25 protein-coding genes are annotated in these 24,931 nt (G+C 68.6%); 15 read left to right on the top strand and 10 right to left on the bottom strand.

What is annotated here, in order from left to right:
* Window positions 1-39: 39 nt before the first annotated feature.
* From ACFC06_RS18875 to rsgA, 6 genes are all read left to right on the top strand, one after another.
* Window positions 40-621, top strand: coding sequence for a bacterial proteasome activator family protein (locus ACFC06_RS18875; RefSeq protein WP_375932600.1), 582 nt, complete (start codon window positions 40-42; stop codon window positions 619-621).
* Between the two features lie 200 nt (window positions 622-821).
* Window positions 822-1,649, top strand: a complete 828-nt coding sequence (locus ACFC06_RS18870) for an ABC transporter permease (RefSeq protein WP_375935605.1) — start codon at window positions 822-824, stop codon at window positions 1,647-1,649.
* Between the two features lie 13 nt (window positions 1,650-1,662).
* Entirely contained in the window at window positions 1,663-2,481 is an 819-nt protein-coding gene (locus ACFC06_RS18865; protein WP_375932597.1) for an ABC transporter ATP-binding protein, read from the top strand.
* A complete protein-coding gene (locus ACFC06_RS18860; RefSeq protein ID WP_375932594.1) occupies window positions 2,478-3,542 on the top strand; it encodes a glycosyltransferase in 1,065 nt (354 codons plus the stop codon). The genes ACFC06_RS18865 and ACFC06_RS18860 overlap by 4 nt, the downstream gene beginning before the upstream one ends.
* A gap of 63 nt (window positions 3,543-3,605) precedes the next feature.
* Complete coding sequence (locus tag ACFC06_RS18855; RefSeq protein WP_375932591.1) at window positions 3,606-4,142, top strand: hypothetical protein; 537 nt, start codon at window positions 3,606-3,608, stop codon at window positions 4,140-4,142.
* Window positions 4,143-4,342: 200 nt separating this feature from the next.
* Complete coding sequence (rsgA, locus tag ACFC06_RS18850) at window positions 4,343-5,374, top strand: ribosome small subunit-dependent GTPase A (RefSeq protein WP_375932588.1); 1,032 nt, start codon at window positions 4,343-4,345, stop codon at window positions 5,372-5,374.
* 29 nt (window positions 5,375-5,403) lie between these two features.
* On the opposite strand, the gene ACFC06_RS18845 is transcribed toward rsgA, so the two are convergent.
* The 3 genes from ACFC06_RS18845 to ACFC06_RS18835 all read right to left on the bottom strand — a co-directional run bounded on the left by ACFC06_RS18845 (window position 5,404) and on the right by ACFC06_RS18835 (window position 8,864).
* Window positions 5,404-6,318, bottom strand: a complete 915-nt coding sequence (locus ACFC06_RS18845; RefSeq protein WP_375932585.1) for a GNAT family N-acetyltransferase — start codon at window positions 6,316-6,318, stop codon at window positions 5,404-5,406.
* A gap of 4 nt (window positions 6,319-6,322) precedes the next feature.
* Window positions 6,323-8,221, bottom strand: coding sequence for a glycosyltransferase (locus ACFC06_RS18840; RefSeq protein WP_375932582.1), 1,899 nt, complete (start codon window positions 8,219-8,221; stop codon window positions 6,323-6,325).
* Between the two features lie 112 nt (window positions 8,222-8,333).
* Window positions 8,334-8,864: a GtrA family protein gene (locus ACFC06_RS18835; RefSeq protein ID WP_375932579.1), complete on the bottom strand. Its 531-nt coding sequence runs from the start codon at window positions 8,862-8,864 to the stop codon at window positions 8,334-8,336.
* A 127-nt stretch (window positions 8,865-8,991) separates the two neighbouring features.
* Here ACFC06_RS18835 and ACFC06_RS18830 point away from each other — a divergent pair, with 127 nt between their 5' ends.
* Window positions 8,992-9,960, top strand: coding sequence for a glycosyltransferase (locus tag ACFC06_RS18830; protein ID WP_375932576.1), 969 nt, complete (start codon window positions 8,992-8,994; stop codon window positions 9,958-9,960).
* Entirely contained in the window at window positions 9,957-11,492 is a 1,536-nt protein-coding gene (locus ACFC06_RS18825; protein WP_375932573.1) for a DUF2142 domain-containing protein, read from the top strand. The genes ACFC06_RS18830 and ACFC06_RS18825 overlap by 4 nt, the downstream gene beginning before the upstream one ends.
* A gap of 1 nt (window position 11,493) precedes the next feature.
* On the opposite strand, the gene rfbB is transcribed toward ACFC06_RS18825, so the two are convergent.
* Window positions 11,494-12,495: a dTDP-glucose 4,6-dehydratase gene (gene rfbB / locus ACFC06_RS18820; RefSeq protein ID WP_375932570.1), complete on the bottom strand. Its 1,002-nt coding sequence runs from the start codon at window positions 12,493-12,495 to the stop codon at window positions 11,494-11,496.
* Window positions 12,496-12,813: 318 nt separating this feature from the next.
* On the opposite strand from rfbB, the gene ACFC06_RS18815 reads away from it, so the two are divergent.
* Complete coding sequence (locus ACFC06_RS18815) at window positions 12,814-13,524, top strand: hypothetical protein (protein WP_375932567.1); 711 nt, start codon at window positions 12,814-12,816, stop codon at window positions 13,522-13,524.
* Window positions 13,525-13,587: 63 nt separating this feature from the next.
* On the opposite strand, the gene ACFC06_RS18810 is transcribed toward ACFC06_RS18815, so the two are convergent.
* Complete coding sequence (locus ACFC06_RS18810) at window positions 13,588-14,643, bottom strand: alpha/beta hydrolase (RefSeq protein ID WP_375932564.1); 1,056 nt, start codon at window positions 14,641-14,643, stop codon at window positions 13,588-13,590.
* 350 nt (window positions 14,644-14,993) lie between these two features.
* Here ACFC06_RS18810 and rfbA point away from each other — a divergent pair, with 350 nt between their 5' ends.
* Together rfbA and ACFC06_RS18800 are read left to right on the top strand one after the other, a co-directional pair.
* On the top strand, window positions 14,994-15,866 hold the full coding sequence (gene rfbA, locus ACFC06_RS18805; RefSeq protein ID WP_375932561.1) for a glucose-1-phosphate thymidylyltransferase RfbA: 873 nt from the start codon (window positions 14,994-14,996) through the stop codon (window positions 15,864-15,866).
* Window positions 15,867-15,869: 3 nt separating this feature from the next.
* The gene (locus tag ACFC06_RS18800; RefSeq protein WP_375932558.1) at window positions 15,870-16,418 is read left to right on the top strand and encodes a dTDP-4-dehydrorhamnose 3,5-epimerase family protein; all 549 of its coding nucleotides are present in this window, start codon (window positions 15,870-15,872) and stop codon (window positions 16,416-16,418) included.
* A 156-nt stretch (window positions 16,419-16,574) separates the two neighbouring features.
* On the opposite strand, the gene ACFC06_RS18795 is transcribed toward ACFC06_RS18800, so the two are convergent.
* Window positions 16,575-18,056: an MFS transporter gene (locus tag ACFC06_RS18795; RefSeq protein ID WP_375932555.1), complete on the bottom strand. Its 1,482-nt coding sequence runs from the start codon at window positions 18,054-18,056 to the stop codon at window positions 16,575-16,577.
* 85 nt (window positions 18,057-18,141) lie between these two features.
* Here ACFC06_RS18795 and ACFC06_RS18790 point away from each other — a divergent pair, with 85 nt between their 5' ends.
* Window positions 18,142-18,564 (top strand): MarR family winged helix-turn-helix transcriptional regulator, encoded by a 423-nt coding sequence (locus tag ACFC06_RS18790; protein WP_375932552.1) that lies wholly within the window; start codon window positions 18,142-18,144, stop codon window positions 18,562-18,564.
* On the opposite strand, the gene ACFC06_RS18785 is transcribed toward ACFC06_RS18790, so the two are convergent.
* Together ACFC06_RS18785 and ACFC06_RS18780 are read right to left on the bottom strand one after the other, a co-directional pair.
* Window positions 18,548-19,393, bottom strand: a complete 846-nt coding sequence (locus tag ACFC06_RS18785) for a helix-turn-helix domain-containing protein (RefSeq protein WP_375932549.1) — start codon at window positions 19,391-19,393, stop codon at window positions 18,548-18,550. The genes ACFC06_RS18790 and ACFC06_RS18785 overlap by 17 nt on opposite strands.
* Window positions 19,394-19,502: 109 nt before the next feature.
* A complete protein-coding gene (locus ACFC06_RS18780; protein ID WP_375932546.1) occupies window positions 19,503-20,108 on the bottom strand; it encodes a DUF4282 domain-containing protein in 606 nt (201 codons plus the stop codon).
* 181 nt (window positions 20,109-20,289) lie between these two features.
* Here ACFC06_RS18780 and ACFC06_RS18775 point away from each other — a divergent pair, with 181 nt between their 5' ends.
* On the top strand, window positions 20,290-20,781 hold the full coding sequence (locus ACFC06_RS18775) for a hypothetical protein (RefSeq protein WP_375932544.1): 492 nt from the start codon (window positions 20,290-20,292) through the stop codon (window positions 20,779-20,781).
* Window positions 20,782-20,925: 144 nt separating this feature from the next.
* Here ACFC06_RS18775 and ACFC06_RS18770 read toward each other — a convergent pair whose 3' ends face one another.
* Window positions 20,926-21,336 carry a hypothetical protein gene (locus ACFC06_RS18770; protein ID WP_375932542.1) on the bottom strand — a complete coding sequence of 137 codons (411 nt, stop codon included), beginning with the start codon at window positions 21,334-21,336 and terminating at the stop codon, window positions 20,926-20,928.
* Window positions 21,337-21,481: 145 nt separating this feature from the next.
* Between ACFC06_RS18770 and ACFC06_RS18765 the strand changes: the two genes are divergently transcribed.
* Complete coding sequence (locus ACFC06_RS18765) at window positions 21,482-23,653, top strand: molybdopterin-dependent oxidoreductase (RefSeq protein ID WP_375932539.1); 2,172 nt, start codon at window positions 21,482-21,484, stop codon at window positions 23,651-23,653.
* A 142-nt stretch (window positions 23,654-23,795) separates the two neighbouring features.
* Window positions 23,796-24,425, top strand: a complete 630-nt coding sequence (locus ACFC06_RS18760) for a pyridoxamine 5'-phosphate oxidase family protein (protein WP_375932537.1) — start codon at window positions 23,796-23,798, stop codon at window positions 24,423-24,425.
* Here ACFC06_RS18760 and ACFC06_RS18755 read toward each other — a convergent pair whose 3' ends face one another.
* Window positions 24,426-24,923: a GtrA family protein gene (locus ACFC06_RS18755; protein ID WP_375932534.1), complete on the bottom strand. Its 498-nt coding sequence runs from the start codon at window positions 24,921-24,923 to the stop codon at window positions 24,426-24,428.
* Between the last annotated feature and the right edge of the window lie 8 nt (window positions 24,924-24,931).

Below are 24,931 nucleotides of genomic sequence, written 5' to 3'. Positions count from 1 at the left end.
GTTTTAGCGCGAACCCGACACACACGCAATGATGGGGACATGACGCACTCGGAGGATGTCCCCGAATCCATCGTCGTGATCGGCCCCGACGGCCGTCCGGTCACGGTGCCCGCCGACTCCGACGGTGCGGCCGCCTTCACCGGGCAGGTGGTCGCCGACGAGGAGAAGTCCACCGGCGAGGCACCCGAGGAATCGCTGGCCGACATGGTCGAGCAGCCCGCCAAGGTGATGCGCATCGGCACCATGATCAAGCAGCTGCTCGAAGAGGTGCGCGCGGCTCCGCTCGACGACGCCAGCCGCTCGCGCCTCAAGGAGATCCACAAGTCCTCGGTGCGCGAGCTCGAGCAGGGCCTCGCCCCCGAGCTGCGCGAGGAACTGGAACGGCTGACGCTGCCCTTCACCGACGAGTCGGTGCCGTCGGACGCCGAACTGCGCATCGCCCAGGCCCAGCTGGTGGGCTGGCTGGAGGGCCTGTTCCACGGCATCCAGACCGCGCTGTTCGCCCAGCAGATGGCCGCGCGGGCCCAGCTCGAGCAGATGCGTCAGGGGGCATTGCCGCCGGGGATGCACGCGGGTGACCCCAAGGCCACCGGGCACGTGGGCGGGGGGCAGTATCTCTAGGCCATGGCCGGCCTCCGCACACCCGGCACCAGCGCAGGTCCAACCCTGTAAGGTCGGGGACCGTGCCCGCCGCCGCTTCCGCTCGTCCCGAAGAGAGCTCCGTGCATTCTGACGACAACTCCCCGGTGACCGAGGCCGACGTGGCCGCGGCCGCCGAGGCCGAGGCGACCGCCGACGCGCCCCTACTCGTGGCGACGCCGATGGTGTCGGACTCGCAGACCTTCAAGCGGGCCTTCCGGGACATGCGCGAGGGCATCGGTCAGCGCGAGCTGTGGCTGTCGCTGGGCTGGCAGGACATCAAGCAGCGCTACCGCCGCTCGGTGCTCGGCCCGTTCTGGATCACCATCGCGACCGGCCTGCAGGCGCTGGCCATGGGCCTGCTGTACTCCACGCTGCTGAACCAGCCGATCAGCGAGTACCTGCCGTATGTGACCGTCGGCCTGATCGTCTGGAACGTCATCAGCGCCTCGATCCTCGAGGGTTCCGATGTGTTCATCGCCAACGAGGGCCTGATCAAACAGCTGCCCTCGGCGCTGAGTGTGCACGTGTATCGCCTGGTCTGGCGGCAGTTCCTGTTCTTCATCCACAATGCCGCGATCTACGCGGTGCTGCTGGTGGCGTTCTCGATCTGGCGGGATCTGGACGCCTCGGTGCTGCTGGTGGTCCCCGCGATCGCGCTGCTGTTCCTCAACGCCATGTGGGTGTCGATCGTGTTCGGCATCTTCTCCACCCGCTACCGCGACATCGCCCCGATCCTGGGCTCGATGACGCTGATGCTGTTCGTGCTGACCCCGGTGATGTGGTCGACCAAGGCGCTGGAGAACTCGGTCGGCGGTGCGGGCGATCGCGCCAAGCTGCTCGAGATCATCCCCACCTACCACTACCTGGAGATCGTGCGCGCTCCCCTGCTCGGCGAGCCCTCGCAGTGGCATCACTGGGCGATCGTCGCCGCGATCACCGTGGTCGGCTGGATCGTCGCCATCCTGGCGATGAAGCAGTACCGTGCCCGCGTCCCGTACTGGGTTTAGGAGCAATCAGGCCATGAGCCGTGTGAGTATCGAAACCCAGCAGGCGTGGGTCGAGTTCCCCATCTTCGACGCCAAGTCGCGGTCGCTGAAGAAGGCGTTCCTCGGTAAGGCCGGTGGCGCGATCGGGCGCAACGGCTCGGACGTGGTCGTGGTCGAGGCGCTGCGTGACATCACCATGTCGCTGAAGGAAGGCGACCGGGTGGGCCTGGTCGGCCACAACGGCGCGGGCAAGTCGACGCTGCTGCGGCTGCTGTCGGGCATCTACGAGCCCTCGCGCGGCAGCGCGCGCATCCGCGGCCGGGTGGCCCCGGTCTTCGACCTCGGGGTCGGCATGGACCCGGAGATCTCCGGCTACGAGAACATCATCATCCGCGGCCTGTTCCTCGGGCAGACCCGCAAGCAGATGCTGGCCAAGATCGACGAGATCGCCGACTTCACCGAGCTCGGCGAGTACCTGTCGATGCCGCTGCGCACCTACTCCACCGGCATGCGCGTGCGCCTGGCCATGGGCGTGGTGACCTCCATCGACCCCGAGATCCTGCTGCTCGACGAGGGTATCGGCGCGGTCGACGCGGAGTTCATGAAGAAGGCGCGCACGCGGCTGCAGTCGCTGGTGGCGCGCTCGGGCATCCTCGTCTTCGCCAGCCACTCCAACGAGTTCCTCGCCCAGCTCTGCGACACCGCCATGTGGGTCGACCACGGGCAGATCCGCTTGCACGGCGGGATCGAGGAAGTTGTGCGAGCGTACGAGGGTCCCGAGGCGGGTAATCACGTGGCACAGGTGCTGCGTGAACTGGAGACCGAGAACGAACTGGAGCAGAACAAGGCATGAGCGGGCAACAGCCGAAGGCGGGTGCGGACCAGCCGAGTGTTCCGGGCGGGTTCAGCATGACCGACCGGCTGGAGGCCACGGCGGCGCCCGTCGAGCCCGCCGCGGTTCTGCCCGACGACGCCGAGCTGCCGCCGGGTGCGGAACCGGCCGACCTGACCACCGATACCGGCGCCGGCGCGCGGATCGTCGCGGTGGTCGTGACGCACAAGCGCCGTGAGCTGCTGGCCGAGTCGCTGAAGGTGCTGGCCTCGCAGTCGCGCCCGGTGGACCATCTGATCGTCGTCGACAACGCCAATGAGGACGAGGTGGCCGAGCTGGTCGCCCAGCAGCCGATCGAGGCCACCTACCTGGGTTCGCGGCACAATCTCGGCGGCGCGGGCGGCTTCGCGCTGGGCATGCTGCACGCGCTCACGCTCGGCGCGGACTGGGTGTGGCTGGCCGACGACGACGGTCGCCCCGACGGCCCCGAGGTGCTGGCCACCCTGATCGACTGCGCCCGCAGGCACAACCTGGTGGAGGTCTCGCCGGTGGTCTGCGATATCGACGAACCCGACCGGCTGGCCTTCCCGCTGCGGCGCGGGGTGGTGTGGCGGCGGCTGCGCTCGGAGCTCGGCGACGAGGACTTCCTGCCCGGCATCGCCTCGCTGTTCAACGGCGCGCTGATCTCGGCCAAGGCCGTGGACCTGATCGGCGTGCCCGATCTGCGCCTGTTCGTGCGCGGTGACGAGGTGGAGGTGCATCGCCGCCTGGTGCGTTCCGGGCTGCCGTTCGGTACCTGTCTGCAGACGGCCTATCTGCACCCCAACGGCGCCGAGGAGTTCAAGCCGATCCTGGGCGGGCGGATGCACACCCAGTACCCGGACGACCCGGTCAAGCGATATTTCACCTACCGCAATCGCGGCTACCTGATGTCGCAGCCCGGGATGCGCAAGCTGTTGCCGCAGGAATGGATCCGGTTCTCCTGGTTCTTCCTGGTGACCCGCCGCGACCCGGCCGGGCTCAAGGAATGGTTCCGGTTGCGCTCGCTGGGCCGCAACGAGCACTTCGGGAAACCGGACTAGCCCCCAGAAATCGGGGGTCGTTCCTGCTAGGTATGCGGGAGCGTTCGTCCTACGATTCAAAACGTGACTTCCACTAAGGGTTTTGCGTCCGCTGCCGCCACCGTGCTCGCCGGTGCCGCGCTGTGCCTGGCGGCACCGGGCACCGCGCACGCCGAGGACCCCTGCCAGCTCGGGTGGTCCAATGTGGGCCCGCGCAGCTGCGTGATGAACGATCTGCGCACCGCACCGGTGCTGAGCGTGGGCAACGGCATCTGCGCCAGCCTGCTCAATGTCTCGGGCACCGCGTTCGACGGACCGCTCACGTCCCCGAGCGTGGCGCCCGGCGCCACGCACAGCATCGCGCTGATCATCTCGCAGGGCTTCTCCCCGCTCGGCAACTGGGCACCGACCCTGCTGGCCTGCGATGTGAACATGGTCCTCGACTGGCGCAACCTGGACAACGGCGCCACCGGCTCGGTGACCCGCTTCATCCCCGCAGGCCAGACCAGCACCTACCCGGTCCAGGACGTGGTGGTGAACACCGGCCCCGGCCGGGTCCAGGTCACCGTCCGCACCGACAAGCCCAACCTGCCCCAGACCACCGAGGTCTTCGTCCCGTAGCCGAAAAAAGAGTTTGCCTGCGGTCCGGCCGTGGGGCAGAGTGAGGGAACCAGCGAGAGAGATGAGGAGGTGGATGTCCGTGGTGAGGATTGCCGTGCCCGGGTGCGCCGTGCGTACGCACGCCACCGCTGTGGACTCCCCCTCCAACTCTTCTCGCTGAGCCCGTCGTCGGGCTCGGCCCCGGCGAAGGATCTCCTCTCATGGTCGACCACGACCTGCTCGTCCCTTACGGCTGGACCGAAGCCGTAGCTTCCGAATATCTCCCCCTGCTCGGTGATCTCGTGCCCGCGCGCATCGTGCGGATGGATCGCAGCGAATGCGATGTGGTGACACCCACCGGCCCGGCCAGGGCCGCCTGTTCCCGCGACATCACCGGCCTGTGCACCGGCGACTGGGTCGGCCTCGACGCCGAACGCACTGTGCGGCAGCTGCTTCCACGACGCTCGGCGATCATGCGATCCTCGGTCTCCGGCCGGTCGGAGGCGCAGGTGCTGGCCACCAATGTCGACACCGTGCTGATCTGTACCGCCGCCGACGGTGACGTCGACCTGGGGCGGATCGAACGCATGCTCGCCCTGGCCTGGGAGAGCAATGCCCAGCCGGTCGTCGTGCTCACCAAAGCCGATGCGGCCGATCATGTTCCGCTCGACGAGGTGCGCGCCGTCGCGCCGGGGGCGACCGTACTGGCGGTGAGTTCGGCCGCGGCGGTCGGGCTCGACGTGCTCGGCGCCCTGCTGGACGGAACGGTCGCCCTGATCGGGCCGTCCGGCGCGGGCAAGTCCACCCTCGCCAATGCGCTGCTCGGCGCGGAAGTGTTCGCCACCAACGCCGTTCGCGCGGTGGACGGCAAGGGCAGGCACACCACCGTGCACCGGGAACTGCGCCCGCTGCCCGGCGGTGGCACGCTCATCGACACTCCCGGCTTGCGCGGCATCGGCCTGTACGACGCCGCCGAAGGCATCGGCAAGACCTTCAGCGATATCGAAACCCTCGCGCGGGACTGCCGTTTCGCCGACTGCGCGCACGAGTCCGAACCCGGGTGCGCGGTCCGCGCCGCCCTGGCCGAGGGCACCCTCACCGAACGCAGGCTGACCAGCTATCGCAAGCTGGCCAGGGAGAACGAGTGGATGGCCGCGCGCACCGACAAGCGCCTGGCCGCCGAACGCGAACGCGTGTGGCGCGATATCACCAAGCAGAACCGCAAGCTGTATCGCGAACGCGGGCGCCGCTGAATCCGCGAGCACCTCGCCTGTCGATCCGGCTAGTCCGGTTCGAAGGTGAGGTGCTCGTGTCGCGTCACGGTGTTCGTGTCGAGGTCGATCAGGTAGTCGATGGTGCCCGAGTCGGAACCGAAGTGGTTGCTGTCGTAGTACTCGTAGCTCACCATGAGGGCCCCGCCGTCGACGGGCACGGCGAGCGCGGGCCGGTTCTCCCCGCGTGACCAGCTGTGATCGATCCGCAGCTGCCCGTGGGTGCGCAGCTCGCGGCCGTCCAGGGCCAGGGTCCAGCGGTTCTCCGGGCCGTGGCCCAGGTACTCCTCGACGTAGACGGTCCGGAATCGCGCGGTGACGACCCGGCCGTCGGGCAGCAGCAGGAACGGCACCTCGCCCTCGGCGTAGAGGTGGCCCGGTTCGGGGTCGTCGTGGAGTTCGGTGTGCCAGCGGTCGTCGAGTCGTGGTGCGGGCCAGCCGTTCTCGGCCGCGGCGGCGCGCAGCGCGATCCAGTGCTCGGCGCACCTGCGCTCGTGGGCGAAGTGGATGACGTGCGAGCCGATGTAGCGCTCCTCGGTGGTGAACACCTCCGGCCCGGCCTGGTCGGGTTCGCGCACCACGACCCCGGCGGTGCGCGCGATCGTGTGCAGTTCGGCCAGCAGGAGGGCACCCGCGCCGGTTCCCCTGGCCGAGGCGGTGACCAGGAATTCCGAGATCCGCAGGCTGCCGGACCACCACTTGCTCGGGAGGGACAGGTCGTAGGTGGCGAAGCCGATCGGTGCGTCACCGTCGAGGATCAGCAGCGGCGGCGGGTCCCCTTTCCCGTAGTCGAACCGGGACAGCCTGCGCGTGCGGCGCAACAGATCGGCCGGGCGGTGAACGTCGAAATGCGCGTGCAGCTCGGCCAGCAGTCCGGTGGCCGCCTCCGCGTCGGTGGCGGAGGCGGGCCGGACGGTGTAGGTCACCGGATCAGCTCGGGTCGATCCCGTACAGGCGAGCCCAGTTCTCCCGGCTGGTGAGTTCCGGGACGGCCGCGCGGTACTCGGCCTGCAACGCGGGCAGTTCCTTGCGGAGTTTGCGCAGCGTGCGGTAGGTGCGGATGAGCAGGGCGCGGGCGCGGGCCTTGTCGCGACGGCGCACGCGGACACCGGACTGGGAGGCATCGGTGACGACCACGTGGTCGAACAGGCCGACATGCCACCAGTGCGCGTCCTCACGGGTGACACCGATCAGGCCCGGCTGGGTGCGGCCGGTCCACTGGGTGATCGCGCGCTTGATGAGCACCAGGGTGATCCGGCTCGGCTCGCCACTGGCGCGGCGGACCTGGATGTCGGCGGAGTTCACCGGCGGCGTGGCGGCCGGGTGCTTGATGGTCTCCGGGTAGTCGCCGCGCGAGGTGCGGGCGGCGGCGAGGGCGTCGATGCCGCCGTCGCGCAGCACCTTCGGGCCCTTCATGAAGTCCTCGATGCCCTGCAGCGTGGTGTGTACCAGGCCGTACTGCATGCCCACCAGGTGCTCGGCGATATAGCGGAAGAACTCCCTGGTGATCGCCTTGCCGTCGAGATCGGTGTGCAGGGCGCCGACGATGAGCGAGTTACGGGTGGAGAAGTAGCGCGCCCAGTCGTCGTAGTCCTTCCAGTAGAAGTCGGCGTGCCAGACCGCGGCATTGGGCAGGGTGACGGTGACGAAGCCGTGCTCGCGGGCCCGGATGCCGTACTCCACGTCGTCCCACTGGAAGAAGATCGGCACCGGCAGGCCGATCTTGCGCACGACCTCGGCCGGGATCAGGCAGGTCCACCAGGCGTTGTAGCCCGCGTCGACGCGGCGCTCCTGGTTCTTCTTGAGCATGGAGGTGTTGCGCAGCGCCTTGGGCACCTTCTGGCCGTGCTTGAGCTCGTGCAGGTGCACCTCCTCCGCGCCGACATTGAGGTAGTCGGGGTTGAGCAGGAACAGCATCTGCGCGCCGACCAGGGTCGGTTCGACGGTGAGGTTGGCGAAGGCCTGCAACCGCAGGACGGTCTCGGGCTCGCAGAGGATGTCGTCGTCCATGAGGATCACGTCGGCGTGATCGTTGGCGGCCGACACCTCGTAGAGGCCGCGGGTGAAGCCGCCCGCGCCGCCCAGGTTGGGCTGGCGCAGGTAACGCAGCTTGTCACCGAAGTCGGGCCGCACCTGCTGGAACAGCGGACGGTCCTGCACCAGGTCGGTGCCCTGGTCGACCACGTAGACCGCGTCGATGGCGGCCAGCACGGTCGGGTCCGAGGCCAGCGCGGCGACGGTGTGCGCGCAGTCCTCGGCGCGGTTGAACGTGCAGATGGCGATGGCGACCGGGCGCACCGTCTCGGGCGCCTGCGCGGTCCAGGCCAGCTCGCTGATGTCGAGCGAGCCGCCGATGGCGTCGAACTCGAGCCACAGCGCGCCGCCGTCGACGTACTGGTCCAGCGGGGCGCTCAGGCTGACGTAGCCGCTCGAGGTGGCCACCAGCGAGGCGATGATGCGGCGGTGGCCCGCGATGTCGGAGGCGACCAGGCGCACGTTGGCCTTGTTGCCGACGGTGAGCTGCGCGTCCACGCGCACCTCGGTGACGGTGGTCCAGCGCTGCCAGTAGCTGGCGGCGAAGCGGCCGAAGTAGGTGTTGGTGTGCGCGGTGGCACCCTTGGGCAGGTGCAGCGCCAGGCGCTCGCGGACCGCGGCGCCCCCCTTGACGACGGCGTAGAGCTCGTCGCTGACCCGGGCCGAGGGCCCGGTGAAGATGCCGCGCGCCAGCACCAGCCGTTCGGGCGCGGTGTGTTCACCCCGCAGCGAGGCGGGCGCGGCCTCGCGCCGATCGTTCGATTCGGTCACGGCTCCCGTAGCCGACTGTTCCATGAAGTCCTCGAAATTCTCGGTATCGACTGCGCCGACGCAGGTAGTCACGTAAAGAAAGGGGTGACGCGGCGGGCGGGGGTGAGGATATCAATCGCCCGGCCCCCTCGCGCCGTCAGTGAGGGGTTGCCGCACCCCGCGCGTGTTGCTCCTCGGTAGCCGCGGAGCCGGTGAAGACGAATTTGTCGTAGGCCCAATAGCGGAATACCACCGCGACGATCTGGCCGATCAAGGTGCCGGAGATATTGTCCGACAGCGGACTCGACAGATCGAGCACATAGCGGGAAAAGCCGAGGCAGCCGAGTTGCAGACCGATCGCGACGACATTGAACAAAAAGTACAGAAGGTATTCGCGCCCGGGGTTGTCGGTCTTCTTGTGCGAGAACGTCCACCACTTGTTGCCGAAGTAGGTGACCACCGTGGCCACCACGATCGCGATGATCTTGGCCGGTAGCGGGAAGTGATAGAGCACACCCTCGGAGAAGGACAACCCGCCGTCCCAGAAGACCAGCAGGTTGTAGGTGCCCGCGTCGACGAGAAACCCGACCGCGCCGACGACGAGGAACGCGGCGCCCTGCCGCAGTGCCGTCACCACCTTCGCCGTGAACGATGCGGGAGCTGGTTCGGGCAGATCGGGCTGGGACACGGGCCGACCGTACACCGATGGCCTTTCCGGTCCCGCGTTAAGCTCGCTGAACCGGGTGAGCGAACGCGCTGTGCGCTGTGTAACCTCCCGGTGTCCCATTGCTGCCGACATTCGAGGATTGACCCGGGTGGACTCCACCGAGCTTCGCATTGCCGCCGTGGTCCCCTGCCACAACGAGGAGGCTGCGGTCGCCAAGGTCGTCACCGACCTCAAGGCCGCCGTGCCGGGGATCGTCGTCTACGTCTACGACAACCTGAGCACCGACCGCACCGCCGAATGCGCCCGCGAGGCCGGGGCGATCGTGCGGTTCGAGAACACCAAGGGCAAGGGCAATGTCGTGCGCCGCGCCTTCGCCGACATCGAGGCCGACATCTACCTGATGATCGACGGCGACGACACCTACGAGGCGTCGGCGGCCCCGCTGATGATCAAGACGCTGCTCGAGGGCCCCTACGATCACGTGCTCGGTGTGCGCAAGCAGGACGACACCGACTCCAGCGCCTACCGTTCCGGCCACGAGACCGGCAACAAGGTGCTCAACGGCGTGGTCGGCAAGGTGTTCGGCGAGAACGTCGAGGACATGCTCAGCGGCTTCCGGGTGTTCTCGCGCCGCTTCGTCAAGAGCTTCCCCGCGGTCTCGCGCGAGTTCGAGATCGAGACCGAGCTGACCGTGCACTCGCTGCACCTGCGGGTGCCGCAGACCGCGGTGCAGGTGGGTTTCCGTGACCGCCCGGCGGGCAGCGAGTCCAAGCTGCGCACCTACCGCGACGGCACCAAGATCCTCGCGCTGATCCTGGGCCTGGCCCGGCACGAACGCCCCGTCGCGTTCTACGGCCTGTTCGGCACGCTGGCCTGGCTGCTCTCGGTGATCCTCACGGTGCCGATCGTGATCGAGTTCTACAACACCCACGAGGTGGCGCGGTTCCCGACGCTGTTCCTCGGGTTCACGCTGCTGCTGCTGGGCAGCCTGGCCTGGACCGCGGGCCTGATCCTCGACGGCATCCGCCGCTCCAGGCACGAGGCCGCGCGCCTGATCTACCTGCGCTATTCGGCCGTGGGTGCCGAGGAGGCCAGCACCGCCGGAGACCGTCGGTGACCACCTCCACCGAGCCGGACGCCACCGTCGAGCTCGACAAACAACCCTCCCCCGCTCCGTCGAAGAAGGACCGCGCGCTGGCCCCGGTCCGCGCGCTGACCCGCCGCTTCGGCGCCGCCACGGTCGCCTTCACGATCGTGGCCACCGTGTTCGGCGCGCTGTTCGCCGTGCTCACCCCGCCGTTCTGGGGCCACGACGAGCTGACCCAGTTCGGCCGCGCCTACCAGGTGGCGCACGGCGGGGTGTTCCCGCAGCGCATCGCCGACGATCGCGGCGTCGCCTACGGCGGCCAGATCCCGGTGAGCGTCGACGCGCTGATGGACTTCGCGTTCCGCGACTACAACGACAACCCCGAAGAACCCGACGCCATGGTGGCCGACCCGGCCGCCTACGACCGTCTCGGTGACGCCCCGATCTCCGAGGCCACCAAGCAGATGTGGTTCACCAACACCGCCGCCTACTCGCCGGTGCCGTACGTGCCCGCCGCGGTCGGCATCCGCCTCGGCGAGGCGCTGGGCCTGAGCGTGGGCGGGATGTACCTGCTGACCCGTCTGGCCGGGCTGCTCGCCTATCTCGCCGTGGTCGGCTTCGGCCTCTACGCGCTGCGCGAGCGGCGCAGCCAGTGGCTGGTGTTCACCGTCGCGGTGCTGCCGATCGCGCTGTTCCAGGCCGGTACCGTCACCGCCGACACGCTCACCAACGCCCTGGCCATCATGACCTCGGCGCTGCTGCTCAAGGCGCTGTTCGTGGGTGACCGGCTGCGCCCGGTGGAGACCGGCGCGCTGCTCGCCGCGACGATCGCGCTGCCGCTGAGCAAGCCCACCTACGTGCTGCTGGCCATGCTCGTGGTGGTCGTGCCCGCCGAGCGGCTCGGCTTCACCGGCAAGCAGCGGTTCCTGCCGTGGGCCTTCGCCGCGGTCGGTGCCGGGCTGTTCCTGGCCTGGACCAAGATCGCCGCGCCGACCGGTGACGGCATGAGCCTGATGCGCCCGCCGCACCAGTGGGGTCAGGTCCGACCGGGCGACCAGCTGAAGGGTGTGCTCACCGATCCGGTGCAGTTCGTGCACACCTTCGGCGAGAGCATCGCGTTGCGCGATCACCGCTGGTTCAACCAGTTCTTCGGCGAACTCGGCTTCGCCTATGTGGACGTGCCCGCGGTCTCGATGCTGGCCTGCCTGATCGCCTTCGCGGTGAGCTTCGGCATCGCCGAGCGGATGAGCACCGTGACGGCCACCTTCCGCCGCACGCTGATCGTCGCGCTGACGGTGCTGGCCAGCGTCGCGATGATCTACGTGACGCTGTACATGTCGTTCACGCCGGTGGACTTCTACATCATCGACGGCGTGCAGGGCCGCTACTTCGTGCCGCTGGCGATCATGGGTCTGGCCGTGGTGGCGCGCTGGGTGCCGTTGCGGCTCACCGACGCCGAGGGCACGACGCCCACGCGCGGCACCGCGATCACGGTGGTCGGCGCGTCGGTGTTCGCCCTGATCGGCGCGGCCGCGACGTACTACACCGTCGTCTGGGGCTGACTCAGAGCGTGCGCTCGCCCGCCGCCGCGTAGGCGCGTTCGGTGGCGGCCTTCTTCGGCCGCCACCACGCCTCGTTGTCGCGGTACCAGGCGATGGTGTCGGCCAGGCCGGCGCGGAAGTCGGCGTAGCGCGGCGACCAGCCCAGTTCCTCGCGCAGCAGGCTCGCGTCGATGGCGTAGCGCTGGTCGTGGCCGGGGCGGTCGGTGACGTGATCGAAGTCGTCGGGCGCGCGGCCGAACGCCTCGAGGATCATCTGGACCACACGCAGGTTGTCGAGTTCGCCCTGGGCGCCGATGAGGTAGGTCTGGCCGATCCGGCCGCGGTCGAGGACATCCCAGACGGCGCGGTTGTGGTCGTCGACGTGGATCCAGTCGCGCACCTGGTGCCCGGCGCCGTAGAGGCGCGGGCGCACGCCGTCGATGAGGTTGGTGATCTGGCGCGGGATGAACTTCTCCACGTGCTGGTACGGCCCGTAGTTGTTGGAGCAGTTCGACAGCGTCGCGCGCACGCCGAACGAGCGGGTCCACGCGCGCACCAGCAGATCGCTGCTCGCCTTGGTGGCCGAGTACGGGCTCGACGGGTTGTAGGCGGTGGACTCGGTGAAGGCCGGGTCCTCGGGGGTGAGATCGCCGTAGACCTCGTCGGTGGAGACGTGGTGGTAGCGCACGTCGTGACGGCGCACGGCCTGCAGCAGCGAGTAGGTGCCGACGATATTGGTCTGCACGAACGGCCACGGTTCGGCCAGCGAGTTGTCGTTGTGCGATTCGGCCGCGAAATGCACCACCGCGTCGACCCCGCTGACCAGATTGTCGACCAGGTCGAGATCGGCGATATCGCCGTGCACGAATTCGACGCGGTCGGCGACCGGGTCGAGCGAGGCGCGATTGCCCGCGTAGGTGAGCGCGTCCAGCACGGTCACGCCGACGTCCGGCCGTGTCGCCACGGTCTGCTGGACGAAATTCGCACCGATGAACCCGGCCCCGCCGGTTACGAGCACTCGCACCCGACCAACGATACGTGCCCGCCCGCACACCCGGCGACGGCCTGGACGAACCGCGGAAAGTGTTGCCGCGCGGACGGTCTCCAGGGTTTTATGCCGTGACGTCGATCACAGTGGAGTGGGTTAGGTTAAGACTTCGCGTCGCCATTCCTGAGAAAACGGCCGGTCAACACTCAGGTTTCCGGGTCCGCACCAGCGCCGGAGTATCAGCGGTGAACGGAATTTGAATGAACGGTCACGGCCGGTTCACCGCTCGTTAGCTGCGGCGGCTTTTGATCATCGGGTCCCCTCCGAACGCTCCGACATCGAGGTTCCACGAAAATGCTGATGAGGAAATTCGCCGCCACTTCGGCGCTGCTGATCGCTGCCATGGGTATCACCGCCGGCACTGTGAACGCCGCCCCGGCCGAGACCCCTGCCGCCCCGATCAATTTCAGCGCCCAGGAAGTCAACGGCACCTCGGTGATCACCACCGACGCCGGCTCGCTGGTCGTCGAGGAAGGCGCCTTCAAGGTCAAGGCCGCCGACGGCACCACCGTCGCCGCGACCCCGCTCTCGTTCCGTCTCGACGACTTCGAGCTCCCGATCGCCGCCGATATCTCCGGCAACACCGCCGTGCTGACCCCCCAGCTCGACCCGGCCAAGGCCGTCTACAAGCCCGTCGCCCTGCCCTTCGAGGACAAGGCCCCCTGGAAGTCCGAGTACGACCGTGAGCAGGCCGCCTGGAGCCGTCTGACCTCCACCATCTCCCTCGGTGCCGCTGTCGGCACCCTGGTCGGCGGCCTCGGCGGCGGCGCGGTCGGTTGCGTCCTGGGTGGTATCGCCGGCGCGACCGTCGCCTCGGCCACCATCATCGGCCTGTTCGGCCCGTTCATCCCCGCCGCGGCCATCGGCTGCATCGGCGGCATCCTGGCCATCGGCGCCCTGGGCACCCTGGCCGGTCAGATCCTGGTGACCGCCCCGGTCGCCATCGGCGCGATGATCCAGTACTTCGCGACCATCAACCAGCCGTTCACCGCGCCGGCCAAGTAAGCCCGGTTCGTTCGAACACGGCAGTGCCCCCGTCCGGAATCCGGGCGGGGGCACTGTCGCGTGTCAGGCCGTGCGGGCGCGCTGTGCCGGTTCCAGCGCGGCTCGCACGAACTTCGACACCCGGCCCAGCGCAGAGCGGCTCTCCGGCATGCTCGGCATGATCGACATGAAGGCGTGCACCTGGCCGCGCCACAACTCCAGCGTGTTGGGCACGCCCGCGGCGGTGAGCCGGTGGGCCATCAGCTCGCAGTCGTAGCGCAGCAGCTCGTCCTCGGCGGCGATGAGCAGCACCGGCGGCAGCCCGGCGAGGTCGGCGTTGACCGGCGACAGCGCCGGGTCGAGCGGACCGAGCTGCTCGGCGCCCAGATGCACCACCGCCTGCAACGCGCTCAGGCAGATGTAGGCGTCGCGCTCGACATTCACGTAGCCCTGCTTGGCCCGGTAGTCCAGGTCGAGCAGCGGGCTCAGGCCGACCAGCCCGGCGGGCAGCGGCAGGCCGATCTCGCGGGCGCGGATCGCGGTGGCGAAGGTGAGGAAGCCGCCCGCGGAATCACCGGCGATGACGATGCGGGCCGGGTCGGCGCCGTGCCGCAGCAGCCAGCGGTAGGCCAGCACGCAGTCGTCGACGGCACCGTCGACGGAGTTGCCCGGCAGCTGCCGGTACTCCACATTGAGCACGGGCAAGCCGGTGCGCCGGGCCAGCCCGGCCACCACCGCGCGATGGGTCTGCAACCCGCAGACCGCGAATCCGCCGCCGTGCAGGTAGAGCATGGCGCCGTGGCGCAGCGCGCGGGACCCGCCCGCGGGGCGGACCATCTCCATCTTGAAGCCGTCCATCCGGATCTGCTCGCGCTCGATGCCCTGCGGTTCGGGCCGCAGCCGCGAGAGCAGATCCACCGCGACGGCGCCGATCGGCACGGTCGTCCGGTTGATCGGCACCGTGCGCAGCAGCGGTCCGACCAGGCCGAGGCAGGCGCCCATGAGCACCCGCGAGGACGTGCTGGTCCGGCCGGAATTCACCACGATGCCCGGCGCGGGCTGCTTGCCACCGGTCTTGACCGGCGCGGCGGGGGCCAGCCCGCCCATCACTCCGGGTCCACCGATCCTGGTCGCCTTCATCGCGCACCTACCTCACAGCTGGCGCGTCGACCCCGGCCCGGAAGACCCGGTACGGATGTCGCCGCTGACATCTAACACAGTGATGTTTCACACATCGACGCTCACATAAGCAGATGCGCGCCGTCTCTGTACCGGTTATCGCCCGACACGCCCGTCCCCGAAACCTCCGTATCCGGATCGTGCTCTCTCCGGAGCCCTCGGGTTACCGACCACCACGGGTTTTCGGCCGCCTCGCACCCGAAGGGCGAGACGTAACGGCGAAGCCGGAGTATCGCCCTTCGGGTGTGAGGCCCACGGGGCCGAAAACCCCCGCGGCGCCAGCCGCCGTGAACCCTGGCAGACTCCCTTCCATGCGCGGAATCATCTTGGCGGGCGGCACCGGATCGCGGCTGCACCCCATCACGCGCGGGGTGAGCAAGCAGCTCGTCCCGGTCTACGACAAGCCCATGGTCTACTACCCGTTGTCCACCCTCATGCTGGCAGGCATCGACGACATCCTGGTGATCACCACGCCGGAGGACGCCGACGCGTTCGCCCGGCTGCTCGGTGACGGCAGCCAGTTCGGCGTCTCGATCAGCTACCGGGTCCAGCCCGAGCCCGACGGCCTGGCCAGCGCGTTCGTCCTCGGCGCGGCGCACATCGGCACCGAACCCGCCGCGCTGGTACTCGGCGACAACATCTTCCACGGCCCCGGCCTCGGCGCCAGCCTGGAGCGTTTCCACGACATCGACGGCGGCGCGGTGTTCGCCTACTGGGTCAGCGACCCGACCGCCTACGGCGTGGTGGAGTTCGAGCGGGGCCGCGCGGTCTCGATCGAGGAGAAGCCCAAGACCCCTCGCTCGAACTACGCCATCCCGGGGCTGTACTTCTACGACAACGACGTGGTCGAGATCGCCCGCGGCCTGCGCCCCTCCGCGCGCGGCGAGTACGAGATCACCGACATCAACCGCGCCTACCTCGAGCAGGGCAAGCTCAGCGTCGACGTGCTCGCCCGCGGCACCGCCTGGCTCGACACCGGCACCTTCGACTCCCTGCTCGACGCCGCCAACTACGTGCGCACCATCGAGGAACGGCAGGGCCTCAAGATCGGCGTACCCGAAGAGGTCGCGTGGCGGCGCGGCCTGATCACCGACGAGCAGCTGTGCGAACTGGCCGAGCCCATGGTGCGTTCGGGCTACGGCCGCTATCTGCTCGACCTCATCGACCGTGGAAAAGACTGGTAGCGCATGGAATTTCGAGAGCTCGCCATCCCCGGGGCCTGGGTGATGACCCCGCGCCTGCTCGGTGACGACCGCGGCACCTTCTGCGAGTCGTTCAAGGGCTCGGAGTTCGAGAAGGCGACCGGTCGCCCCTTCGAGCTGCACCAGGTGAACACCTCGGTCTCGGCCGCGGGCGGGCTGCGCGGTATCCACTACACCGAGAACCCGCCCGGCCAGGCCAAGTACGTGACCTGCGTGCGCGGCGCGTTCTTCGACGTGGTGGTCGACCTGCGCCCCGGCTCGCCCACCTACGGCCGCTGGGACTCGGTCCTGCTCGACGACGTGCACCGCCGCTCGGTGTTCCTGTCCGAGGGCCTCGGCCACGCCATCCTCTCCCTCGAGGACGACTCCACGGTCACCTACCTGTGCTCGATCGAGTACACCCCCGAGTTCGACCGCGATCTCGACGCGTTCGACGCCCGCCTGAACATCGACTGGCCCACCGAGGGCCGCGACGGCCGCCCCCTCACCTACATCCGCTCCCCCAAGGACGAGGCAGCCCCCGGGTTCTCCTGATACGCCTGAGCGGCTCCTGAAACTCGCGTTTCAGAAGCCGCCCACCACGGGTTTTCGGCCGCCTCGCACCCGAAGGGCGAGACGTAACGGCGAAGCCGGAGTATCGCCCTTCGGGTGCGAGGCCCACAGGGCCGAAAACCCCGCGGCGCCAGCCGCCTATGACACAGCTTCGAGGACCTTGGCCTCGACCACGGGAACGTCGGCTTCCTGCCTGCGGTTGCGTCGCGGCAGGAACACCGTCAGGGCGACCAGCGCGCCGACGATGGTGACGCCCGCGGCGAAGGTCAGGCCCGGCCGGTAGGTGTCGAGCATTTCCTGCGGCGTGGCACCGGCGGTGTGCGCGCCGGAGGTGACGATGGCGGTGGTCACCGCGAGCACGATGGCCGCGCCGACCTGCATGGAGGTCTGCAGCACGCCGGCCGCCAGGCCCTGTTCGTCGTCGTCGATACCGCTGGTGGCCTGCACATTGATGGCCGGGAAGCCGACCCAGCCGATGCCGATCAGCAGGATGGCGGGCAGCAGCACGGTCAGGTAGTCCGGCGCGGTGTCGACCCGCAGGAACAGCAGGTAACCCACGGCCATGACCGACATGGTGACGGCGATGACCGGCCCGGTGCCGAAGCGGTCGATCAGCTTCTCGGAGAAGAACGCCGACCCGACGACCAGGATGCCCACCGGCAGCAGCGCCATGGCCAGCTTCAGCGCCGACCAGCCCAGCGTGTCCTGCATGTACAGGGTGACGATGAACTGCCAGCTGAAGTAGGAACCGGCGACCGCGATGATGGCCAGGCTGGCCCGCACCAGCGACACCTTGCGCAGGATGCCCAGGCGCACCAGCGGGTGCTTCACCCGCTGCTCGGTGATCACGAACGCGGCGAACAGGGCGATGACGGCGAGGAACGAACCGATCGTGCGGACCGAGGCCCAGCCGACCTCCGGCGCGGTGACCACGGTGTAGACCAGCAGCAGCATGCCCGCGGTGGACAGCAGCGCGCCGAGCAGATCGTGCCCGCCTTCTTCGGCCTTACCGTCCTTGGGCACCAGGACGAAGGCGGCGACCAGGGCGGCCAGTGCGATCGGGACCGGGAGCAGGAAGGTCCAGCGCCAGCCGACGCCGGTCATCAGGCCGCCGAACAGCAGACCCATCGAGTAACCACCGGCACCGAAGACGGTGTAGATGGACAGCGCCTTGTTGCGCGCCTTTCCCTCGGCGAAGGTCGTGGTGATGATCGACAGGCCGGTGGGCGCGGTGAACGCGGCGGCCAGGCCCTTGATGAAGCGGGTGACGATCAGCAGCGTCGGGTCGCTGACCAGGCCGCCGATCAGGGAGGCGACCGCGAACACGGCCAGCGCGATGAGGAAGACCTTGCGGCGCCCGAGCAGGTCGGCGGTGCGCCCGCCGAGCAGCAGCAGGCCGCCGTATCCGAGGACGTAGCCGCTGACGAGCCATTGCAGGGTGGAGGTGGACAGATCGAGTTCGGCGCCGATGGACGGCAGCGCGACGCCGATCATCGAGACGTCGAGACCGTCGAGGAACAGAACGATGCACAGGGTGATCAGCATGCCCCAGAGGCGAAGCGGCCACCTGGTCGGATCGGTCGCCTGATCTGCGGCCGAGAGCGTTGCTGGCGAAGTCATGCGGAGGACATTACATGCGCACGCATTAAATGCCAACACATTTAATGCGGTTGCATGCACAACCACCGACCACTAAGATGAGGCCATGTCGAACCCGGCCAATACGACAGCTCGGCGCAATGAGGCGCCCACCGAGCTCGTCGGCCAGTGGCGCGAACTACTCGGCAGACACGCCGCGGTGAGCTGCGCACTGGAGAAGGCGCTCCAGAATGACCACAGCATCGGTCTCAGCGAATTCGAGACCCTGGATCGCCTGGTCGACACCGAGTGTCAGAAGGTCAGGATGACGGAGCTGGCCGGTGACATCTACCTGAGCCAGAGCGCGCTCTCGCGCGCCGTGGCCCGGCTGGAACGCGACGGCCTGGTCGAACGCACCATGTGCGTCGAGGACCGCCGCGCCATCTTCGTCCGGCTCACCGAGAAGGGCAGGGCGGTCTACGACCGGGCCCTGCCCACGCATCGCTCGATTCTCGCCGAATCCTGGGACCGGCCTACGGCGTGTCCGTAGCCGCCGCGGCGATGTCGACGAACGCGCCGCGATAACGCTCGTGCTCGGCCGCCTTGTCCAGGTAGGCCGAGCCGGCGAAGGTCTCCACGAACACCACCGACGGTTCCGGCCGGTCCAGCGATCCGTCGACGCCGAAGTCCAGGATCACGAACCGGCCCGACTCCAGCCCCGCGTGGTAGCCGGCGTCGCCGGGCAGCACCTGGATCCGGATGTTGTCGCGTTCGCCCAGCTCGCGCAGCCGCGCGCGCTGGGCCGCGCCGACCCGATCGTCACCGACGCGCCCCGACAGCACCGACTCGGTCAGCACCACGTGCAGCCGCAGCGGTGCCTCCTCGCGGGTGATCAGCGCCTGCCTGGCCTGCAGCACCCGCAGCCTGCGCTCCAGGTCGGCCTCGGTCAGGCCGGGTACCGACTGTTCGAGCAGCGCCCTGGTGTAGTCCTCGGTCTGCAGCAACGCCGGGACCAGTCCGTTGTCGTAGATCGACAGTCCCGTCGCGGCCTCCTCCAGGCCGATGTAGACCTCGAAGCCCTCCGGGATCACGTCGCCGTAGGTGGTCCACCAGCCCCTGGCCTTGGTCTCGCGGGCCAGCGCGGCCAGCGGTTCGACCAGATCCGCCGGTGCCCCGTAGACCTTGCACATCGCCTCGACATCGAGGCTGCGCAACGAGGTCTGTCCCGTTTCGATCCGCCAGATCTTGGCCTCGGACCATTCGAGTTTCGACGCGGCGGTCCGCGTCGTCATCCGCGCCTGATTGCGCAGGTCACGTAAGTGCCTGCCCAGCTGCCTGCGCGGCATGGTCGAACCGGTAACGCCTTGCGGTGAAGCCATACTTCCCCCCTGTATATCCAAATCCGGCCTCCTCCACTATCTTTCGGAGACCGCCCTACGCAGCCGACCTGACGCCGGATCCGCGTACGAATTGTTTCACATACCCGCCCTACTTCTTCTTCCTGAATCGCCAGAACTGCACGGCGCGAACGTCTTCGGAGAGCTGGTTGACCGGTTCGGCGACATCCGAGAGCGCCTGGAACAGTCCGTCGGCCAGCTCGCTGATGTGCTCGACCCGGCCGGCCAGGCGCGCGGCGTTGTCGGCGAACTCGAGCATCAGGCGCACCGAGGCGGCGATGGTGAGCCCCAGCGGCACCGCGACGAGCGCGGCGAGAATGCCCAGCAGCACCGAGGCCTTCCACATCAGCACGGTCAGCGCGATCGGCAGGCCGACACCGAAGGACACCACGCCGAGGATGTAGGCCAGCGGCAGCAGGGTCCGGGTGGCCGGGCGGCGGAACTGCACGTCGAGCAGTGAGCGCGCGGCCTCGGCGGCCCACTCCTTGGCCGAGCCGGTACTGCGAAACGGGTCATCGAAGCCCGCATCGCGTGGTATGCCTGTTTCGTCTGATTCTTCGTCACCGGAATCGATCCGCGCGGGCTTGGGCGCCGAACGCTTCACGTCAGCCTCTTTCCAAGAGAGCCATCGTGATTCGGCCTCGAACTCCTCGGCGTCCTCATCGGTCGACGGGGCGGTGCCCGGCTCTTCGGTCATGTACCGAATCCTGCCCGGTTTCACCCCCTACGCCAACCCTGGTCCGCCGCCGCCCGGCGATAGCGAAGGTGATCGAACTGAGACGAAGCAGACACTCTCGAATATTTTTCGGTAACGGCGTAACGCGACGGCCACCCCAGGCCGATACGCCCATGAACGCAGAACAGAGCTCTTCCGGGGAATGGAGAACACAGTGCGCACGACGTTTCCGACCACAACCACGGGCACCACGAAGGGTGCCGCCGCGCAGGAGTACGCCGCGCGGGGTTGGACGGTTGCCGAAACGGCCAATGGCCTGTGCCTGATCACCGACGAGAACGTCTCGGCCATCGAGATCTCCGGTGAGATGGCCGGCGAGGTCCGTCGCTTCCTGCGTGCCAACAACCTCTCCGGCCCCGTGATCGAGATCCCGGGCGCCGAGCGTCGCGAGATCCACCTGGTCACCGGCGTCCGCAAGGCCGCCATGGCGATCGAGGCGATGCGCGAGGCCGGCGTGCTCGTACACACCGACGGTGCCAGCATCCCGCTGCCGCCGACCCAGCTCGCCGCCGGTTCGGCCGCCTGGGGCGTCGCCCCCGGTGAGGCCCGCTGGATCCCGCCGGTGGTCGCCCTCGGTGCCGCGGTGCGCGCCGCCGCCACCCGCAAGCGCACCACGCTGACGGTGGCCTGCTAGGCCCCAGTTCTCCCGCAACCCGCGGTCGCGACGGGATTCCCCGCCGTCGCACCGCGGGTTTTCGGCGTTTCCGGACGGTGCCGACACGACAGGGGCCGGGCAGGCGGATCGCTCCGCCTGCCCGGCCCCTCGCCTGTCCGGTGGCTACTTCAGCCCGAGTGCCGCGCTGCCCGCGTCGAGCAGTTCCTGGATCGGGTTGCCCGCCGCGTCACCGACGGTGACGGTGGTGTCGAGCAGTTCGACCGCGGGGGTGTTCACGCTGCACGACTCGCCCTCGCCCACATAGAGGTGAATCCGCACCCGGTGGTTGCCCGGCTCGATGTTCGCCAGGACCGCCGAGGGCTTGTCGACGGTGAGGATGGTCTGCTGCAACGCCTCGTCCAGCAGCACCGTGCCCGACCAGCACGCGTCGTCGGTGTTGTTGATCGAGACGGTGATGCTGTCGGCACCGCCCACCGCCTCGGCGGTCCGCGCCGCGGAGGCGGTGCCCGCGAACAGCGTGAACGCGACGGTCGCGAGGGCGGTGGCCCCGGTGGCAAGCTTGAAAGTACGCATGATTCCCTTCCCGTAGCCCCCCACCCTTGGTGATCCTAAGTCGTGCTAACGGTCTGTCATGCCCCCAATAGTGTTGGCGTAACGCGTATTCGACTTTCCTTCGGCGTTTCCCAGCACGGGTAGCAGCGCGGCGTAAGGATGGGGCATGGCTCCACGAACGCTGCTGCGCACCTGTCCGCTGTGTGAGGCCGTCTGTGGTCTGACCCTAACCCTCGACGACAACGACCGGGTGCTCTCCGCGCGAGGCGACCGCGAGGACCCGTTCAGCAAGGGTTTCCTGTGCCCCAAGGGCGCCAGCTTCGGCAAGCTCGACGACGATCCCGACCTGGTCACCACCCCGCTGGTCCGCGACGGCACCGGTTTCCGCCCCGCGAGCTGGGACGAGGTCTTCGACCTGATCGCCACCCGCTTCGCCGCGATCCGCGACGCGCACGGCAGCGGCGCCACCGCGATCTACCTGGGCAATCCCAATGCCCACACCGTCGCGGGCGCGCTGTATCTGCCCGCGCTCATCCGCGCGCTGAGCACCCGGCACATCTATTCGGCCAGCACCGCCGACCAGATGCCCAAACAGGTCGCCGCCGGGCTCATGTTCGGCGACCCGCTCACCGTGCCGGTCCCCGACCTGGACCGCACCGATTTCCTGCTCATGCTCGGTGCCAACCCTCTCGAATCCAACGGGTCGCTGTGCACCGCGCCGGACTTCCCCGGCAGGTTGAAGGCGCTGCGAGCGCGCGGCGGACGGTTCGTCGTCGTGGACCCGCGTGCCACCAGGACCGCCGCGCTGGCCGATCAGCACCTGTTCATCCGCCCCGGCGCCGACGCCTACCTGCTCTTCGCGATCCTGCACACCCTCTTCACCGAGGACCTGACCAGCATCGATCTCGAAGTCGACGGCCTGGACGAGCTCCGCGCCGCCGCCAGGGAGTTCTCGCCCGAGGCCGTCGTGGCGCGTACCGGCATCCCCGCCGACACCATCCGCGCGCTCGCCCGCGAACTCGCCGCGGCCCCGACCGCCGCCGTCTACGCCCGCATCGGCACCTGCACCGCCGAGTTCGGCACGCTCACGCAGTGGCTGGTCGACGCGATCAACGCCGTCACCGGCAATCTCGACTCCCCCGGCGGCGCCATGTTCGCCGCCGCGGCGGCCGGTGGCATCCCGCGCACCAGGCCGTTCCGGCCGGGCCGCTGGACCAGCCGGGTGCGCGAGCTGCCCGAGGTGATGGGCGAACTGCCCGTCGCCACCCTCGCCGACGAGATCGAAACACCAGGTCAGGGGCAGATCAAGGCGCTGGTCACGGTGGCGGGCAATCCGGTGCTGTCCGCGCCGAGCGGGGCGCGGCTGGACAAGGGCTTCGCCGGGCTCGAGTTCATGGTGAGCGTGGACCGCTATGTCAACGAGACCACCCGGCACGCGCACGTGATCCTGCCGCCACCGCGCTCGGTGCAGTCGCCGCACTACGACTTCGCGCTGCTGCAGTTCGCGGTGCGCAACTACGCGCGGTACTCGCCGCCGCTGGTGCCGCTGGACGGCAGGCCGTCGGAGTCGGCGGTGCTGGCCCGGCTCGCCGCCGCCGTCAGCGGGCAGCCGCACGCGGGCACCGGCGAGCGCAGCCCGATCGCCGTGGTGGACGAACTGGTCATCGCCGGCATGCTGCACAAGGCGGACATGAGCGAGCGCCGCGACGAGCTGACCGGCGCCGACAGCACCGAACAGCGCATCGATCTGATGCTCAAGCTCGGCCCGTACGGCGAGTGGAACGGCGGCGAGCTGAGTCTGCGGACGCTGCTGGACAATCCGCACGGCATCGACCTGGGCCCGCTGCGACCACGGCTGCCCGGTGCGCTGCGCACCGCGTCGGGACGGGTCGACCTGGCACCCGCGCCGCTGCTGGCCGATGTCGAGCGGCTGCGTGCCCGGCTCGACGCCGCCGCACCGGAGATGGTGCTGATCGGGCGCAGGCAGTTGCGCTCCAACAACAGCTGGATGCACAACATCGCCGGCCTTGTCGGTGGCTCCAATCGCTGCACGCTACAGATCCATCCCGACGACGCGCACCGGCTCGGCCTCGGCGAACAGGCCGAGATCAGCTCGGCCGCAGGGGCCTTGACGGTGCCGGTGGAACTGACGACGGCGATCATGCCCGGCGTGGTGAGCCTGCCGCACGGCTGGGGCCACGCCGAGAGCACCACCCAGTCGGTCGCCTCCACCCATGCCGGGGTGAATGCCAATGTGCTGACCGATGATTCGGTGGTCGACGCGATCTCGGGCACCGCGATCTTCAACGGCGTGCCGGTGACGGTAGAACCCGCCTGATCAGTCCACCTCTGGAAACCTTTGCGCAAACCTGGTTTTCAGCGCATTCGCAACAATGGACTCGCCCCACGTTCTGTGATGCTCCCCTACACTGTGTGAGATTGCAGTCACACCAGGCGGTTCGGCTAGCAGAGGGGGCCCGATGCCCGGAAGACACGTCGGCAGCGACGGAGAACACGAGCTACAGGACACATTGGGTACCGCGGACAGGGCCGCGAAGTTCTACGACGACCAGGTGATCGACTATCTCAACGACACCATGGTCGAATTCGTCGCCCGGATGGACATGGCCTTCATCTCCACCGCGGACGCGCACGGCGAGTGCGACGCCAGTTTCCGCTCCGGGTCACCGGGATTCCTGCACGTGATCGACGAACGCACGATTGCGTACCCCGAGTATCGAGGTAACGGAGTAATGGCCAGCCTCGGCAATATCCTCGAGAACCCGCATATCGGAATCCTGATGATCGACTTCGTCCGCGACCTGATCGGGCTGCACGTCAACGGGAAGGCCCGCATGGTCGCCGAAAGCGAACTGCGCGAGACCGTCGACGGGCTGCCGCCGCCGGAGCGCGGCAAGACCTCGCAGGTCTGGGTCGTCGTCGACGTCGAGGAAGCCTACATCCACTGCCGTAAGCACATACCCCAGATGGTTCCCGTCGCCAGGCAGCAGCGCGAGTGGGGCACCGACAACATCCGCGCCAAGGGCGGCGACTACTTCGGCGTCAAGTCCGACAAGCAGGCAGAGGAACCCGCCGCGCAGGCCAGCTGACTATTTGATCTTGAAGATCACCGCGCGCTGCACGACGAAGTTGATCACCGTCGCCGTGCCCTGCGCGACGACGAAGGCCAGCGGCTGACGCCACCACTCGTCGGCCAGGGTGTAGTACATCAGCGCGTAGATGCCGACCTGCACCGCGAAGGTCACCGCGTACAGCGCCACCACGGCGAGGAAACGCGCCTTGCTCGGCTCGGCCTTGAAGGTCCAGCGCCGGTTGATCAGGTACGCGGTGGTGGTGCCCGCGATGAAGCTGATCACCTTCGCCAGGATCTCCGGCACGCCGAGCACGTTCGACAGCAGCGTGAGCAGGCCGAAGTCGACCACGGCGGAGAACCCGCCGGTGAGGCCGAACCGCACGATCTGGGTCTTCAGGTCTACGTCGGTTCCGCCGGGCTCGTCGACCAGGGGAATCTCGGCGGGAAGCGGCAGATGCGGTTGGGCTTGCACGTGAGGAAGAGTACGAGACCGGTCACGTGTCCCGCCATGCATGTAGCCTC

Source organism: Nocardia sp. NPDC056064 (assembly GCF_042266925.1).
Taxonomy (GTDB): domain Bacteria; phylum Actinomycetota; class Actinomycetes; order Mycobacteriales; family Mycobacteriaceae; genus Nocardia.
This window is presented reverse-complemented; position numbering and strand designations above follow the sequence as displayed.

Coding starts and splice junctions, on each gene's coding strand:
- ACFC06_RS18875 (WP_375932600.1), top strand. CDS start 40: ATGACGCACTCGGAGGATGTCCCCGAATCCATCGTCGTGATCGGCCCC.
- ACFC06_RS18870 (WP_375935605.1), top strand. CDS start 822: ATGGTGTCGGACTCGCAGACCTTCAAGCGGGCCTTCCGGGACATGCGC.
- ACFC06_RS18865 (WP_375932597.1), top strand. CDS start 1,663: ATGAGCCGTGTGAGTATCGAAACCCAGCAGGCGTGGGTCGAGTTCCCC.
- ACFC06_RS18860 (WP_375932594.1), top strand. CDS start 2,478: ATGAGCGGGCAACAGCCGAAGGCGGGTGCGGACCAGCCGAGTGTTCCG.
- rsgA (WP_375932588.1), top strand. CDS start 4,343: ATGGTCGACCACGACCTGCTCGTCCCTTACGGCTGGACCGAAGCCGTA.
- ACFC06_RS18840 (WP_375932582.1), bottom strand. CDS start 8,221: ATGGAACAGTCGGCTACGGGAGCCGTGACCGAATCGAACGATCGGCGC.
- ACFC06_RS18815 (WP_375932567.1), top strand. CDS start 12,814: ATGCTGATGAGGAAATTCGCCGCCACTTCGGCGCTGCTGATCGCTGCC.
- ACFC06_RS18810 (WP_375932564.1), bottom strand. CDS start 14,643: ATGAAGGCGACCAGGATCGGTGGACCCGGAGTGATGGGCGGGCTGGCC.
- rfbA (WP_375932561.1), top strand. CDS start 14,994: ATGCGCGGAATCATCTTGGCGGGCGGCACCGGATCGCGGCTGCACCCC.
- ACFC06_RS18800 (WP_375932558.1), top strand. CDS start 15,870: ATGGAATTTCGAGAGCTCGCCATCCCCGGGGCCTGGGTGATGACCCCG.
- ACFC06_RS18795 (WP_375932555.1), bottom strand. CDS start 18,056: ATGACTTCGCCAGCAACGCTCTCGGCCGCAGATCAGGCGACCGATCCG.
- ACFC06_RS18790 (WP_375932552.1), top strand. CDS start 18,142: ATGTCGAACCCGGCCAATACGACAGCTCGGCGCAATGAGGCGCCCACC.
- ACFC06_RS18785 (WP_375932549.1), bottom strand. CDS start 19,393: ATGGCTTCACCGCAAGGCGTTACCGGTTCGACCATGCCGCGCAGGCAG.
- ACFC06_RS18780 (WP_375932546.1), bottom strand. CDS start 20,108: ATGACCGAAGAGCCGGGCACCGCCCCGTCGACCGATGAGGACGCCGAG.
- ACFC06_RS18775 (WP_375932544.1), top strand. CDS start 20,290: ATGGAGAACACAGTGCGCACGACGTTTCCGACCACAACCACGGGCACC.
- ACFC06_RS18770 (WP_375932542.1), bottom strand. CDS start 21,336: ATGCGTACTTTCAAGCTTGCCACCGGGGCCACCGCCCTCGCGACCGTC.
- ACFC06_RS18765 (WP_375932539.1), top strand. CDS start 21,482: ATGGCTCCACGAACGCTGCTGCGCACCTGTCCGCTGTGTGAGGCCGTC.
- ACFC06_RS18760 (WP_375932537.1), top strand. CDS start 23,796: ATGCCCGGAAGACACGTCGGCAGCGACGGAGAACACGAGCTACAGGAC.
- ACFC06_RS18755 (WP_375932534.1), bottom strand. CDS start 24,923: ATGCATGGCGGGACACGTGACCGGTCTCGTACTCTTCCTCACGTGCAA.